We start from the raw sequence: 14,668 nt of genomic DNA, 5'->3' as shown, positions 1-14,668 counted from the left end.
TTATTCTGAAAAAGTTAATCGAAATGAACTGATGGATAATGGTTTTACATCTTGTTTAGAAACTGTAAAATAAGTGGCGTCTTTTTTCCAAAAAATCCAATTATTTCCTGCTGCATTTAATTTTTGCTGCAGTAAATCAGAAAGTATAGGAAATTCAAAATCGTAACCCGAAGGCAACAGAAAATTATTTTTTTTCCAATATGTTTCACCTGAAATAGGCAACAAAGGTGTTCCAAAAAATACAACTTTAGAATCGATTACAACCCATTGCAATTTTTCTAAACGAACTGCTGCTGCAGTATTTATAAACTGTGCTGCTTCTTCATAAGTAGTACTTAATACAAAAGCGTTCTCTTCGGCTTCTGAAGCAATAATATTGAAACTTAGTTGTTCATGTATTCCAAAAAAATTGTGATTGAAAGTAGGTAGTTCTATTGGAAAAGCGCGTAAAATTGGCGTCCACAACAATCCAGACGGCAACTTTCGACTGGGTAACAAACTACCTTTCACAAACAATAAATTTTCTTTAAGTTCGTAAATAACAGCAAATGGAATTTGATGGAGTTCTGAAGAATCCAACTGTTTCAAAGTAAAATCTTTCACCCAAATATACGGTGCATCGAAGGCAACTTTTAGGTTGTCCCAACTTCGTATGGTTGCCAATAATTCTTTGTGTTCGCTATTAATTTTTAAGAAAAACATACGTTAAATAGTTTGAAGTATTTTTTGCCACAAGGCTTCAATCTCCTTCTGAATGAATTGTTTTTGCTCTTTATTATGTACCCAATCGCAACGTGTTTGCACATAGCGCAGTTTGTCTTTTATTACATTTTGCTCTTCAAAAGAAAGCGAATCGTCTTGCCATTTTTCTGCCAAAAACTGTACTTCTTTCATTACTTCCTCAGGATTTGGTGCTTTATTGAACAAAGCCTGCGGATGCGCATTGGGTGCATCATCGGCTTCAATAATTCGGTTGATGATTCCTTGGAGTATTTCTATTTGCTCTTCGGAATCCCAAATGTATTTCAACACCCATAAATCAGACAAAATAGCTTCTGTCCTACCACATATCAAAGCACTTGCCGCAATAAGATTTTGAAGTTTTACAGCACGTCGGTCCGATACTTTAATTCCTGTATTTCGCAAACTGTGAACAATATCAACATACTGCTTTCTAATTGGATTTAAATCAATCGTTCTACAAAGCAATTGCAAGGATCTAATTTCATCTGCTTTAATGGTAGGTTTTTCGGCAACTACATTATTTTCCAATTTCCAACCCGCCAACAGTACTTCGTGCAATCGGTCGGGATCGACATAATCGCAATTAATTCGAATTAAAAATCGGTCTAACAAAGCGTTGAGCGATTCGTCTTCGGGCAAAACGTTACTAGCGCCAACAAACATAAGTGACGGTAATTTTCTAGTTTCTTTTCCTCGACGGAAAATCTTCTCGTTCAACGCCATAAGCAAACTGTTCAAAATTGCCGAATTGGCATTGAAAATCTCGTCTAAGAAAACCATCGAAGCTTCGGGCATCATGCCTTCGGTATTCGTAATCAGTTCACCTTCTTTTAATTTTCTGATGTCAAACGGTCCGAAAATTTCGTTAGGTTCGGTAAAACGCGTAAGCAAGTATTCGAAGTTTTTTCCTTCTTCAATTCCGTTAGACAACGCCCTAACTATGGCACTTTTGGCTGTTCCTGGCGGACCAAGAAGAAAGGCATTTTCTTTAGCCAGTAATCCAATTCCGAGTAAATCGATGATCTCATCTTTACCCACAAAGGTGTCTTTAATATGTTTTAAAACAGCGTTTAATTTTTCTATTTGATTCATTGTATTTCTATATCAATCGTTTTCAATTCGTTCCAAAATTCTTTTTTATAATCACCAAAATTTGCTAAAAGACAAGCATTTATCTCGGGTTGTTCGGCTAGTTTGTATGCTTTTCTAGATACAATTCGATCCAAATACAATTGTTTCAAACAAGCATTATCAAAAATCTGATTCACATCAATGGTTTCTTGATCCAAATCAAATCCGACAGCTGAAAAATGAAATTGTTGCAAATGGTACTCTAGAATTGGAAGAATGGCGTCTTCTGTATCCATTCGTTTTAGTTCATTGCGAATTTGAGGTAAAAAGCGCAAACAAATATCGGCAGACAACATCGCTGAAGCATCGACAGTTCCAACGTAATCTGGTAAAAAATTCTTTAACTCACTAACTTTATTTTCTCTGTACAAAAGCAACTGTGCCGAGAAATAAACAATTTTGCTAGCCCAAAGTGCCGCTTTTCCGTTAAAACTAGGAACTTCAAATGGATAATTTACCGCTTCTCTTTCGTATTCAGCTGCTAAAAAAGAAAGTGCTTCTTTGGCTTCAGCATCTGCTATTTTCATCGTTTTATTATACAAAATCACCTGCTCGATAGTGCGCAAATGATAGAGTGTTTCAATAAACGGCATTAATTTCGAGTCCATGTTTATGCTTCTTTAGTTTTTTGATCCATCACTTTTAATAAATAAGGTAATCTATAATCACCGAACATTTTCTGGATATTTTGTACTGCTTGTTCTAAATCGTAACCTATTGCAGAAACATACAACGGATTTTTACTTGCTCCACGAAACACAGCTTCAACACTATCTTTATTGCTTTGAAAACTAGTTTTGGCTACACCTATTATGGGTACTTTTTTATTCAAAGCTTCATATAAATAACCGCCAAGTCCGTAGCCATTTTGGTTGTCAACATAAACATATCCGTCAATAACAATACTATCAATTTTACTGCTATCTATTTGCTGCAAAGCATCTAAAATGCAAGGTAATTCTCTTTTGTAGAATTCTCCAGGAACATATTCGGCCACATTTTCGGTTGTAACCTCAACTACATCAACGTAGGTTTCACTTTCCCAAGTATCGAAAAGTAAAACTACAGTTTTAGCATAAGTTGCTTTATAATGAACGTCGACGGCAAGAATCATTTTTAACGGATTTGTAACAAATATAAATTTATTATTAGGATAATTAAACTATTCTTTGGCTATATTTGTGCAAAGGAAAGTAGCTAGTTTAATTGATAAAACAGCTGCACTACAGCAGAAGTTATTGGTTTGAGTCCGACATTACTTTCCTTAACCGTTTTATTATTAGGCTATTTGCTGCTTCAAACACCAGTTTAAAATCTTCGCAATATTTTTAGCATCGTCAATACCGCGGTGGTGTGTTCCTTCTAAAGGAATCTGTAACAGATGTAAAGCACCGTTCATTCCGGTTGGCTTTTGTAAACCATACACATCGGCAAACAAAACCTTAACATTAATGTGCTCATCACCCATTGGATACGCAATTCCAAACGATTTACATTGTTTCTTGAGCATATTCAAATCGTACTGACCGTAACTTGCCCAAGTATATAAGTCTGGGTTGTATTCGTCTATCAATTGGTTTATCGCTTCCGCAAATGGTACTCCGTCTTCATCGAGTAATTCTTGAGTAATGGTTGTCAATTCGGTACAAAACGGACTCACTTTCGAGCGTTGTGGCTGAATTAAAATGCCTTTATTTTTAGAAATCATACCCGTTTGTATATCCAAAACTGCTAAACCAATTTCGATGATTTCATTTTCTTGTCCTTGCGGAATTGGACCTTGCCAACACGTGGCTTCAAGGTCTATAATTATAATTTTATCTGTTGTTTTCATTTTTTTTAAATTTTACTATTAATCTTCTCTATCGCTAAATGGCGGCGTCCAATCTTTCTTTAAGATAATACTTTTCACTTCTTCATAAGAAAGTGGCGCATAATTGTGACTATCTACTCCAACATCAAACGATCGTGACGTTGGATCGTCAAACAAATGTCCGTGTGAATGACCATACAAATGCCAAGTTCCTCTAAAAGAACTTCGCCAAACTTTCATCGCGTAGTGAAATAATATAATTTTCTGCTTACCATTTGGAGCATCTTCATCGGCTACATTCAGTTCGTAATAGTCTTTGATCCATTGAAATCGCTTGGGATAAACCAACGCCGATTTGTCGTGATTGCCTTTTACAAGAAATAGTGTCCCATTCAATTGGTCCAAAATTTCTTTAGTTCGTTCTGGTCGAGCCAAAGAAATATCACCTAAATGATAGACGATATCGCTTGAGCTTACCGTTTCATTCCATCGTTTAATGAGTTCTTCATCCATTTCTTCAACAGTTTGAAAAGGTCGCTCACTAAACCTAATAATATTCGTATGACCAAAATGATGATCAGACGTAAAAAATATTTTTTGATTCATTTTTATAATTTTTTTAAAGTGTTCGCCACTTTACTAGTTAAACTTAAACCGCGAACGGTTTCCTACTCGTGGTTTTTCTTATTTAACGAAAATCTCCTTCAATTGACCGATGACGTTTCCAGAACCTGAAATGGTGATTTCACCAATTTTATCAGCAATCTTTTCAACGTATTCCATCTCTTTCAATTTCCACAACATTTCGTTTTCTTCCATCAATTTGGCAGTGTTCAACATGCTGCGCATTGCCGCAGTTTCTTCACGCCTCATGATGCTGTTGGCTTGGGCTTTTTTCTCGGCAACCAAAACCTGATTCATGATTTCTTTCATATCGCCTGGCAAGATGATATCTCTGATACCGGCATTGAAAATAGTCAAACCTAAATTATTGATTTTGTCGGTTACTTGTTCCAAAACTTCTTTTGAAATAGCGTCTTTTCTGTTCAACAATTCATCTAAAGTAAAACCACCTACGAAAGCTCTCAAAGCCAATTGCATCGCCACATACAATTGCTTGTCAAACTCTTTGTTGTTAACCAATGCCTTGATAACATCAACTATTTGGTAGTTTACAAAGAAATTAATTCGTAAAGCCGCTTTATCTTTAGTCAACAACTCTTGACCAGAAATTTCCATTTGTTGCTGTCTGATGTCCACACTTTTCACCTCTACTGAAATGGCGTTGTTCCAAAAGTAAAAAGTACCTGCTGTCAATTCTTTCACAAAAGAGCCGTTTACAAACAACAAGGCTTTCTCGTAGTTCATTACTTGAAATTTTCTAGTGAAAGGTCTCACTTTCAAATTTTCCAATAAAGTAACAGGAATTTGCTCAGTAATATTCACTTTAGACACATCGGCTTTTACAAATTTGTTAGCTGCATAACCTTTCCAAAAAGCATACCTTCCGGTTGCCAAAACTTCTTTAAAAATACCATTGACAAAATATAAAGCAATTTCACTATCGGCTACTTCAATAACTTCCAACATAGAGGCCAACTGCTCATTTTGCAATAAAATAGTCAACTCGACCGGCGCGACAAAAGATTGCTTCATCTCGTAAATCATAACCTCTTTGTTGCCAAAAATCCAGTAAGTACCTTCCTGTACTACTTTCATTAACTTTCTATTTTTGAACACCAAACCCACTTGGTAGGCATTCACTTTAATTCTTTTAATCATTAGTTCTATTTTTTCAATCTGAACTTATTTCAGATTCTTTTAATAATCTTTTAATAACTTTTATTCACTTAGTACTTCCCAATTCGTAGTTCGTACTTAAAAAAAACCTGTTTGTCCTCATCCTCAGATACCGACGGAAAACAAAATATTTGTAATTCCTTTACATTGGTTTGCCATTCTATTTCACAATTTCGAGAATGGTAAACATCTTTATTTGCGATCAAATTTTAAAGCGATATAAATTCCAATCAAACCATTTTATTTTCAGGTCATCTCTTGAGTGCACATTTGAACACTTTTTTCTCTTTTGCCGACAAAAACAAACCTGTTTCTTTTTTTTTACATTGATTTAAAGAGCTATGTTACTCTTTCTTTTAGATTTTGAGTCTAAAACGACAACCAGACGTCAACAGTTCCAAGAACTGTGCAGGATTCGAACCTGCGATTACTATTGTTCTAACCAACTGAACTATTTCGATTACTCGAAAGTGGGAATCGAACCCACGACCCATAGTGGTAGATGGTTTTTTGGAAAAATCACCCGAAACCTCCAAATCAAGTTGAACAGTACAACATCATTCGCTAGTGCGAAAAGAATACTACAATAGTGCTATACAGAAACACCCAACAAGACTTGTTTGATATTGTTATTCCTTTTATCATTCCGACAAACTTGGAATTTCATAATTTTATGAACGTTTTTTTTGCTGAACAAAGATTTCAAAATCACTGCGCAATTATTTTGCGCAGTGAAAATAAATTACAATAAGTCCATTCTTCTTTGATGTTCCTTATCTCTTACTTCTATGGCTCCAAACGGACTTCCTTTGAAATATCCAATGTTTTGAAATCCGTTTTCTTCGGTAATGAGGGATTCTTTTTTAGTAATAGCTCCAGTATATTTAGAACCATAATCACCTTCTATTTGTCCTGTTGCCGGATTCAAATCACCCCATTTGGGTGTCTTTCCGTTATAAATAGGTTCCACGAAATACGTGATTCCTGTTAACCTCGACTTCATTAAAAATCGTCCCGTTTCGTCGGTATTGGTTAAAAATCGTTTTAGTATATCTTGTCTCATAATTTTAAATTTATTTTGTTTAACAATTAGACTTTTAAAGTCATGAACTCTTCTTTAATCATTTTGATGATTACATTATTCAAGCGTTTGGTAATTCCTTTTTGTTCTTCCTTTTTCAAAGTGCTAAAGCTTTCCGCATGCTCTTTCATAAAATCGGTCAAAATATCTTGAGCAAACAAACCAGTTATCTTTCCCATCATTTTGGGCGTAAATTCACCTTCTTTACTCAATACATTGTATAATCTATTGGTCGTAGCATAAGTTTGAATTTCTTCCCAAACGGTTTGAGCATGCTCAGTAAAAACAACTTCTTTATGTGCTTTTTTATCTTTTTTAACTTTGGTTTTCTCTGACCATTTCTCGTTTTTATTTTTCAAAATAACTCGAGAACCATTTCCGAAATACCTCACTTGTGCTGGTCTTATAATTACACCTTCCGTCATATTATCTTCCAAAGCTGGCAAACCCAACCAATCTGGAATTTTAGAATTGAACTCATTTGGATAATTCAAAGCTTCTTCCAAAGTACCTTCAAACAAGGTTTTTGCATAAAAGAAATTCAGTGTTTCAAAGAAAGTATTTGCAGTAGCTATATCTAAATAATGTGAACCATTCAACTTAATATCGAAGGCATAAAAATCATTTTCGGGACTGTAATCAATACCTTTTTGAACTTTAATAGCATCCGTACTAGACGCAACATCTTTATGATTGTAATTGCCACCAAACAACTCACCGTAAATAACCAAGGTTTCAATATTTGCAAATTGTTCTTTTACTTTTTTAAACAATTGCAATACCTTATCGTGGTATTTTTCAGCCACTATTTGAGCGTTATAAAACGTTTCATTTTCTTGAATAAAGTCAGTTCGTTTTGCAATTTTCACTTCCTTACCATTCGTAAAGAACGAAAAGTTAGCACCGTGGACTTTTTCTTGTACTACATAGGTTTCTTTTTCAAAACCATGAATTATAATTTGCTCCAAAACTACTTTTTGGTACGCATTTTCTATTGAATTGTATTTTTTAAATTCCATTGTCTTTTCTTTTTTAAATTAATTACTCTTTCAAATCAATTCTTAATAATTTGTAGAACAGATTCGAGTTGAACGAATACCTTTAGTGCTTCAAACTAACGTGCACACCACATACACTACTGTTCCATTTTTGTACAGGAAGAAGGACTCGAACCTTCAAAATTCAGATCCTAAATCTGACGCGTCTACCATTTCGCCATTCCTGCATTTTGTCTGAGAAGCAAGATTCGAACTTGCGACCTCTCGCGTCCAAGGCGAGTAAACAACCACCGTTATCTTCTCAGAGGTTACTCAAAGTGAAGCCATACTATTTTGAGAGACAGTCAAAATTAACAACCTACTTTGAGTGGGTTTCCTTTCTAAAAAAACCTTGTGATTTTGGAAGGATTTGAACCTTCAACCTATTGCTTCGTAGGCAATTGCTCTTTCCAATTGAGCTACAAAATCGGTAATTATAAAGCACAAAAAAAGCACCTCGTAAAAGGTGCTTCAAATCATATCAACAGAATACTATTATTCCATTGGCTTGCATTGATGCACCAGTATATTCTCAAACCCAAAGTCTAGACTCGGAGTTCCATTTAGTTTATTATGTTGTAAACAATCCTTCATTGCTATAGCGTTTATTTGCAGTACTTGTGAATTATATCGTGTTCTCATTTTATTTATTGTGTATTGTAAAAATGTATATTAAATACTGTAAAAATCTATTTTCTATTCTCTTTTTTCAAAATTCTGAAATCTGCTTTCTGCTAACTGCATCTTCTTCAAAACAGCGATGCAAAGATAAAGTCAAAAAAAAGTAACTTCCAAATTTATTTTCGATTTATTTTATTGATTTTCAATTAGTTAAATTAATTTTTACGCATAAAAACCCTGTCCACAAATGCTGTAGAACTCCTTTTTGTGTCAAATGACTGTCTCTCATTTGGTTACTTTTCAAGGTTATATTGCGCTATATTTACTATTCATTAAACATTTTTTTTCATTTTTTTACCACAAAGACACTAAGTCACAAGTTTCTTGTTGTTTTTGCTTTTCATTTGTCATTATTTTTCTTTTTTAAACAAAAAAAACGTCCCATTTTCATAGGACGTTTTTGTATATATTTTGGTATTTCTTCTAAAATTAACTTTAAATTTGATAAAAACACCTACAACGTCCACTACATCCAACAGGACAATTTCCTGCTAAACGGTCTATAGATTGATTAAAAAGTGATTTCATCGTGTGCATTTGTTTTTATTTTCGAGGGCAAATGTAAGGATTATTTTGAATAATGCAAGTTTATATAATTTGATACATCTTGTTTTTAACTTTAGAAGTAAAATCAAATCTTAAACTACTAAAACTCACAACAACATATTAGTAACCAAAACCCCTTCCACAAAAACACCCTTATCGGATTGAAGCGTAATTCCATTCTTATCGCCTTCAAAAGTGACTTTAGTGCATTTCAATTCAAATGGTTGGGTAATCAAGTTAGTAGTATTCTGATGAGCATGAAAAAATCGAGGTAAATTGGATGGCACTTGCTTCAAAGCTTTTGTACTAAATAACGATTGTCCAAAATAAAAATGCACCGGATAAATAGTACGATCAATAGTCAACGAATCGTTACGTTTGATGTAGCAAAAAAATCCTTTATTAGTAGTATTTTTATAAACTTCGGAGTAGGCTTTTATGACTTCAAAATCAGAGAAAACAACCAAATCATAATCTGTTTTATTGGCAATAGTCACCGTTTCTTTAGACTTTGGCACCACATAACTTAAACCCACAAAATCAAAACCGGTTTTTAATGTATCTGAAAAGTTACCCATAAGCAGCACTTCATTTTGAGCTGGGTTTATAAAACTTTCATAGAATCCTTTTGGCTTTGAATTACTTTGTTTTACCGGTTCGTCTTTCTTGAAAAAGAAAAATCCTACAACTAAAATAAGTAGCACGATTCCTTGAAGTCCCAACATGAACTTAAAATCGCTCATAACCCTATTGCGAATCTTCAATTCATAAGGATCGGTTGGTACATAAAATAGATAGTGAACACCTTTAAACATTGTTTCAAAGAACAAGAAAATTCCGGGCTTGTCAATATGATTAATTATATCCACCATTTCTTGGGCCATCAATTGACTTACTTTCGCTTCTTTCTTTACTAAAACTTCAACAGGATTAAGTACTATCAACTCAGATACTTTTTTAAACTCACCTTCAACAGTAAATTTTCCTTTTTGTACAAGTTGCGTAATATAGCTGTCTAGCTTAAACTCGATACGATGCGTTAATAAATCAAGTACTTCTTGAGGTAGCAGTTCCTGGTACTTCAGCAACACTTTCAAAGAAAGAAAATCCTGTTGCTCAAATCGGTTGCTAACAAAATGATTCAACTCTTGCATTAGATTGGCTGCAATCGCTTGCTTTAACTTGATATAATCATAATCATCAAAACTAGGAACACCATAGTCTTTCAAAAAATTAAACCGTTCAAAAAGTAAGGCATAAAACTCTTCGTTTGCTTGCAAAAACTGAAGCAAAACACTGTTATTTCGAAGCGCCTCTAGAAAACGTTCAACGTCATTGGTATTGAATTTTGAACTATCAATACGCACTTCAGTCTTCAACAACTTTTCATATCTGACTATAGTCTCCAAATCCAAATGCGAAAGCGACTGCCGTTCTAGATTCTTTAGGTACTGATAACAATGTATAAAACTCATCTCTTATTTCTTCAATTAATAGGCACTACAATACTACAATTTTTTTTTACTTTTGAACTATAATGACCGATCAAAAACAAAAACTCTTACCTTTGCAAACTATTTGATTTTTACAAAAATGACTGCCATTTCGATAAACGAATTTTACAAAGAACTATTTGACGATAAATGTCCGTTAAACGAATTATTCTTCAACGAGCAGAACAATAACGATATTGGTCATTTCAACATCTTCAATATTGCCGAAATGAACAGCGCCTGCAAAGGCAAAATCGTCATGCCCTACAATCGAAGAACTTATTACAAAATAAGTCTCATAAACGGTCATAATCATGTGGAATATGCCGACAAGCAAATTGACATCAAACCAAAAGGAATCTTGTTTGCCTCGCCGCGTATTCCCTACCGGTATATGCCACAAGACGCAAACCAATCGGGATATTTTTGCGTGTTTACAGCCGATTTTATGCACAAATCCAAAACCGCTTTCAACCTTGATTCACTTCCAATCTTTGGTAGTCAAAGTGATTTTGTTTTTCACATTACCGACGAACAATTTCAAGAAATTGAACGCATTTTTCTAAAAATGAACAGCGAAATCCAATCCGATTATGCTTTTAAATACGATCTGTTGCGCAACTATGTAACCGAACTCATTCATACAGGACAAAAACTCAAACCTATTGAAGGAACCAAAGAAACCCACAACGCAACCTCTAGAATATCCTCGCTTTTTATAGAACTACTCGAACGCCAGTTTCCTATAGAATCTATCAATCAAATACTGCAGTTGCGTACTGCTAAAGAATATGCCGAAAACCTGCGCATTCATGTCAATCATTTGAACAAAGTTCTGAAAGAAGTTACAGGTAAAACAACCACCGAAATCATTGCAAGCCGCATCACTCAAGAAGCAAAAATCCTATTGAAACAAACCGATTGGAACATTTCAGAAATTGCCAATTGCCTCGGATTTGACGAAGTAGCTCACTTTTCAAATTTCTTTAAAAAGCAAACCCAAAGTTCGCCCTTACATTACCGAGAAAACTGATTATTTGATTTTTACAAATAACACTTTGAATCTCGCAACAACCAATTGACGAAGATTACCCAATTTTGCACTGTAATTAATTCATAAACAAAATGACAAACACAGGAAACAAAATTGCCCTAGTAACTGGTGGAAGCCGTGGACTTGGAAAAGATATGGCCTTGCAATTAGCAAAAAAAGGATTTGACGTAGTACTTACCTACCAAACCAAAAGCGAATTCGCTCAAGAAGTAGTCAAGCAAATTAACGTAAGTGGTAAAAAAGCCTTCGCTTTACCACTTGATGTTGCCGATGCTCATTCGTTTGACCAATTTGCAAACACCTTGGCGGCGACCTTAAAAAACGAATTCCATACCGACAAACTTTCGGCATTGGTTAACAATGCTGGTGTTGGTATTCACGCTTCTTATGCCGAAACCACTATGGAGCAATTTGACAGCATGGTGAACATTCATTTAAAAGGAGCGTTCTTTTTAACTCAAAAATTATTGCCATTGCTACAAGACGGCGCAAGCATTGTCAACATCTCCTCAGGATTAGCGCGATTTAGCTTTAACGGCTATACTGCCTATGCCATCATGAAAGCCGCAATCGAATCGTTAAGTCGCTACCAAGCCCTGGAATTGGGTGCACGAAAAATTAGAGTCAACACTGTCGCACCAGGAGCTATCGAAACCGATTTTGGTGGTGGTGCCGTTCGTGACAACAAAGACCTAAACGATAAACTATCCTCAAATACCGCTTTAGGAAGAGTTGGTTTACCAGACGATATAGGCTCAGTAGTTGCCTTTTTATGCAGCGAGGATTCGAAATGGATAAACGCCCAACGCCTCGAAGTTTCAGGAGGATTTAATATTTAATAAACTATTTTTATTGTTAGAAACCACAAGTGTTTACTTGTGGTTTCTTTTTGCTTTTCACCAAACAGTATATTTATGCTTGAGTATTTGTGATGAAAAATAAATTCAATATCTTAGCAACACTTAGTTCAATCATAATCAAAAACATAGACATAATTAGATAACATGAATATATTTGTATAAAGTTATTTAAACACCTATTGTATTAAAAAAAATTATTACATGAAAAACCTCAAACTAAAACTTTTTTCCTTATTCATCATAACAAGTTTAACAAGTTGTCTCAACTCCGATAAGAAATCTGATAAAAATGAGAAAGCGACTAGTACGATAACTAAAGAAAAAAGGGCGATTACTCAAAAAATAACGCCTTGCCTTTGGGTAGATAAAGATGCAAAAGCAGTTGCAGACTACTACCTTTCTATTTTCAAAGAAGGCAAATTCAAAGAATACCACAAATATCAAAATCCCGCAGAAGGCAAAGAACAAGGCGGACAAGACAGCTTTGATACCGCTATTATAGAGATTGGTGACATCGAACTTAGTATTTTAGCGGCCGGACCTTATTTCAAATTCAACGAAGCGGTTTCTATGGTTGTGAATTGCAAAGATCAAGCAGAAGTAGACTATTACTGGGCAGCTTTAACAGCAAATGGTGGCGAAGAAGGTTCTTGCGGATGGTGTAAAGATAAATATGGTTTATCGTGGCAAGTCGTACCAGTGGAATATTTTGACCTCATCAACAGTAGCAATCCTGCAATTCGAGAAAAAGCAATGAAAAACACTTTTAAACAGAAAAAAATAATTCTATCTGAACTTAAATAGTTTCTATAGCTACATTAGATTTTTTGCAAACTTTCAATTTCAAACTACAAATAATTACATGTTACTACCAACGTAATACATCCTGCATCTAAAAAAAATAATTATGTTAAAAGCAATATATTAATTTACTATTTTAGCTGAAATTAAAACAAAAATTATGGGATTTTTCGATTGGTTTTCAAACAAAAAAGAAGTTACTACTCCAAAGTCAGTTCCAAGTGAAGTGGATATTGAGCAAAAATACCATGAAGTAATCACAGAATTAGAAAAATACAAAAGAACCACCTATTTACCGGTGCTTAAAGAAGGTGCTAAAACATTTTCAACCAATTCAAAATATGGAGGCTATCCCTACTTAAGAGATGAAAACGATTGGCCTATCTGTGAAAATTGTAAAAAACACATGCCGTTATTTTTGCAATTGAACCTCAACGAACTGCCTACAAAAAAGGAAAACGGATTAATTCAATTTTTTTATTGTACCAATTACGAAGAAGACTGTGAAGGCGAGCTCGAAGCCTATTTACCGTTTTCAAAAGCATCGGCTTGTAGAAAGATTGACATACAAAATCCTTCTGCTGAAATAAAACCCAATTCGATTCAAATTTTTAACGAAAGAACCATTGTAGATTGGACTCCCAAAGACGATTATCCACATCCTGAAGAATATGATTTGCGCAACATTAACGTTGACATTGACATTGACGACATTTACGAGTTGATGGAGGAACGCGGTTGCGGCCTAACCATTTCTGATGATAAACTGTTTGGATGGCCATATTGGATTCAATCAGAAGAGTATCCCTACGATCGACAAACCAAAACCCAAATGGAATTATTGTTTCAACTCGGTGAAAGTGAAATCATTCCCTATATGTTCGGCGACCTCGGAATCGGACACATCACGCAAAGTCCCGATAACGACCACGAACTTGGTTTTGGTTGGGCATGTTCCTAATTTTAAGAAAACTTCAACAAAATGAAATACTATTATTTTCTATTCCTTTTTCTAATAATCTCAAGCACAAACGCTCAAATTAAGGGCGAATTAGTTACAGTTCCATGCACTGCTAAAAATGACATAGATTTAAAAACATACATGGACAGCTACAGAGCTGAAGATGATTACACGCTAGAAAAAGAAATGGCAAAAGCATTCAATCCTACTTTCTTTGGTGATAAAAGCAAAAAACTAGACACCATTGTACTGAGTATTTTTTGCTCCACAAGAGGTGAACTTATTTTAAATGAAAAAAGAGACTACCAACCCAAAGAAAACGAAATCCGTTTTTTATTTGAAATTGAAAACAATAAAAGCGACGTTTCTTCACAAAAAATAGTATTCAAATTGGGTGACAAAGTGAAACAATCCATCAAAGAACGTTCTTTTGACTTCAAAACCTTACTCACTTTTTTAAAATGCTCGGTTTTCAAAAATGACTTCTTTCCTGAAGATTTAGTGATCGATGCGTACAATAGAGCGAAGGATTTATAATCTGTACAATTTACATATCAAGCTTACGTACTTTCACATTATTTTTCATAGAACAACAGTGTGAAAACCTCGCTCGAACTTTAAGCTATAAAAACAAGCTTCTCAATACTATTTTCAAAGTCATTCGAA

Annotated in this window: 15 protein-coding genes and 4 tRNA genes; 5 read left to right on the top strand and 14 right to left on the bottom strand. The window is 34.6% G+C overall.

What is annotated here, in order from left to right; genetic code table 11:
* The 14 genes from ACZ098_RS16190 to ACZ098_RS16125 form a co-directional block, all read right to left on the bottom strand.
* Nucleotides 1-702: a hypothetical protein gene (locus tag ACZ098_RS16190; RefSeq protein ID WP_487312804.1), complete on the bottom strand. Its 702-nt coding sequence runs from the start codon at nucleotides 700-702 to the stop codon at nucleotides 1-3.
* 3 nt (nucleotides 703-705) lie between these two features.
* Complete coding sequence (locus tag ACZ098_RS16185; protein WP_487312803.1) at nucleotides 706-1,836, bottom strand: AAA family ATPase; 1,131 nt, start codon at nucleotides 1,834-1,836, stop codon at nucleotides 706-708.
* Nucleotides 1,833-2,483, bottom strand: coding sequence for a hypothetical protein (locus tag ACZ098_RS16180; protein WP_487312802.1), 651 nt, complete (start codon nucleotides 2,481-2,483; stop codon nucleotides 1,833-1,835). The genes ACZ098_RS16185 and ACZ098_RS16180 overlap by 4 nt, the downstream gene beginning before the upstream one ends.
* A gap of 2 nt (nucleotides 2,484-2,485) precedes the next feature.
* Nucleotides 2,486-2,989, bottom strand: a complete 504-nt coding sequence (locus tag ACZ098_RS16175; RefSeq protein WP_487312801.1) for an endonuclease V — start codon at nucleotides 2,987-2,989, stop codon at nucleotides 2,486-2,488.
* A gap of 165 nt (nucleotides 2,990-3,154) precedes the next feature.
* Complete coding sequence (locus tag ACZ098_RS16170) at nucleotides 3,155-3,709, bottom strand: 3'-5' exonuclease (protein ID WP_487312800.1); 555 nt, start codon at nucleotides 3,707-3,709, stop codon at nucleotides 3,155-3,157.
* 18 nt (nucleotides 3,710-3,727) lie between these two features.
* Nucleotides 3,728-4,294, bottom strand: a complete 567-nt coding sequence (locus ACZ098_RS16165; protein ID WP_487312799.1) for a metallophosphoesterase — start codon at nucleotides 4,292-4,294, stop codon at nucleotides 3,728-3,730.
* A 78-nt stretch (nucleotides 4,295-4,372) separates the two neighbouring features.
* Nucleotides 4,373-5,470: a slipin family protein gene (locus ACZ098_RS16160; protein WP_487312798.1), complete on the bottom strand. Its 1,098-nt coding sequence runs from the start codon at nucleotides 5,468-5,470 to the stop codon at nucleotides 4,373-4,375.
* Between the two features lie 418 nt (nucleotides 5,471-5,888).
* A tRNA-Ser gene (locus tag ACZ098_RS16155) sits at nucleotides 5,889-5,946 on the bottom strand.
* A gap of 284 nt (nucleotides 5,947-6,230) precedes the next feature.
* The gene (locus ACZ098_RS16150; RefSeq protein WP_487312797.1) at nucleotides 6,231-6,551 is read right to left on the bottom strand and encodes a hypothetical protein; all 321 of its coding nucleotides are present in this window, start codon (nucleotides 6,549-6,551) and stop codon (nucleotides 6,231-6,233) included.
* A gap of 26 nt (nucleotides 6,552-6,577) precedes the next feature.
* Complete coding sequence (locus ACZ098_RS16145; protein WP_487312796.1) at nucleotides 6,578-7,588, bottom strand: RNA ligase, Rnl2 family; 1,011 nt, start codon at nucleotides 7,586-7,588, stop codon at nucleotides 6,578-6,580.
* Nucleotides 7,589-7,721: 133 nt separating this feature from the next.
* Nucleotides 7,722-7,794 (bottom strand) — tRNA-Leu (locus tag ACZ098_RS16140).
* Between the two features lie 6 nt (nucleotides 7,795-7,800).
* A tRNA-Pro gene (locus ACZ098_RS16135) sits at nucleotides 7,801-7,872 on the bottom strand.
* Between the two features lie 89 nt (nucleotides 7,873-7,961).
* Nucleotides 7,962-8,035: transfer RNA gene (locus tag ACZ098_RS16130), tRNA-Arg, on the bottom strand.
* Between the two features lie 905 nt (nucleotides 8,036-8,940).
* Nucleotides 8,941-10,308, bottom strand: a complete 1,368-nt coding sequence (locus ACZ098_RS16125) for a hypothetical protein (protein ID WP_487312795.1) — start codon at nucleotides 10,306-10,308, stop codon at nucleotides 8,941-8,943.
* Between the two features lie 118 nt (nucleotides 10,309-10,426).
* On the opposite strand from ACZ098_RS16125, the gene ACZ098_RS16120 reads away from it, so the two are divergent.
* From ACZ098_RS16120 to ACZ098_RS16100, 5 genes are all read left to right on the top strand, one after another.
* Nucleotides 10,427-11,359: a helix-turn-helix domain-containing protein gene (locus tag ACZ098_RS16120; protein ID WP_487312794.1), complete on the top strand. Its 933-nt coding sequence runs from the start codon at nucleotides 10,427-10,429 to the stop codon at nucleotides 11,357-11,359.
* A 92-nt stretch (nucleotides 11,360-11,451) separates the two neighbouring features.
* A complete protein-coding gene (locus ACZ098_RS16115; RefSeq protein WP_487312793.1) occupies nucleotides 11,452-12,219 on the top strand; it encodes an SDR family NAD(P)-dependent oxidoreductase in 768 nt (255 codons plus the stop codon).
* Nucleotides 12,220-12,441: 222 nt separating this feature from the next.
* The gene (locus ACZ098_RS16110) at nucleotides 12,442-13,044 is read left to right on the top strand and encodes a VOC family protein (RefSeq protein ID WP_487312792.1); all 603 of its coding nucleotides are present in this window, start codon (nucleotides 12,442-12,444) and stop codon (nucleotides 13,042-13,044) included.
* 157 nt (nucleotides 13,045-13,201) lie between these two features.
* A complete protein-coding gene (locus ACZ098_RS16105) occupies nucleotides 13,202-14,002 on the top strand; it encodes a DUF1963 domain-containing protein (protein ID WP_487312791.1) in 801 nt (266 codons plus the stop codon).
* Between the two features lie 21 nt (nucleotides 14,003-14,023).
* On the top strand, nucleotides 14,024-14,539 hold the full coding sequence (locus ACZ098_RS16100) for a hypothetical protein (protein ID WP_487312790.1): 516 nt from the start codon (nucleotides 14,024-14,026) through the stop codon (nucleotides 14,537-14,539).
* Nucleotides 14,540-14,668: the final 129 nt, after the last annotated feature.

The organism is Flavobacterium sp. SP2 (assembly GCF_057626655.1).
Note: the sequence above shows the minus strand (reverse complement) of the source record. Positions and strands in the feature narration are given on the sequence as shown.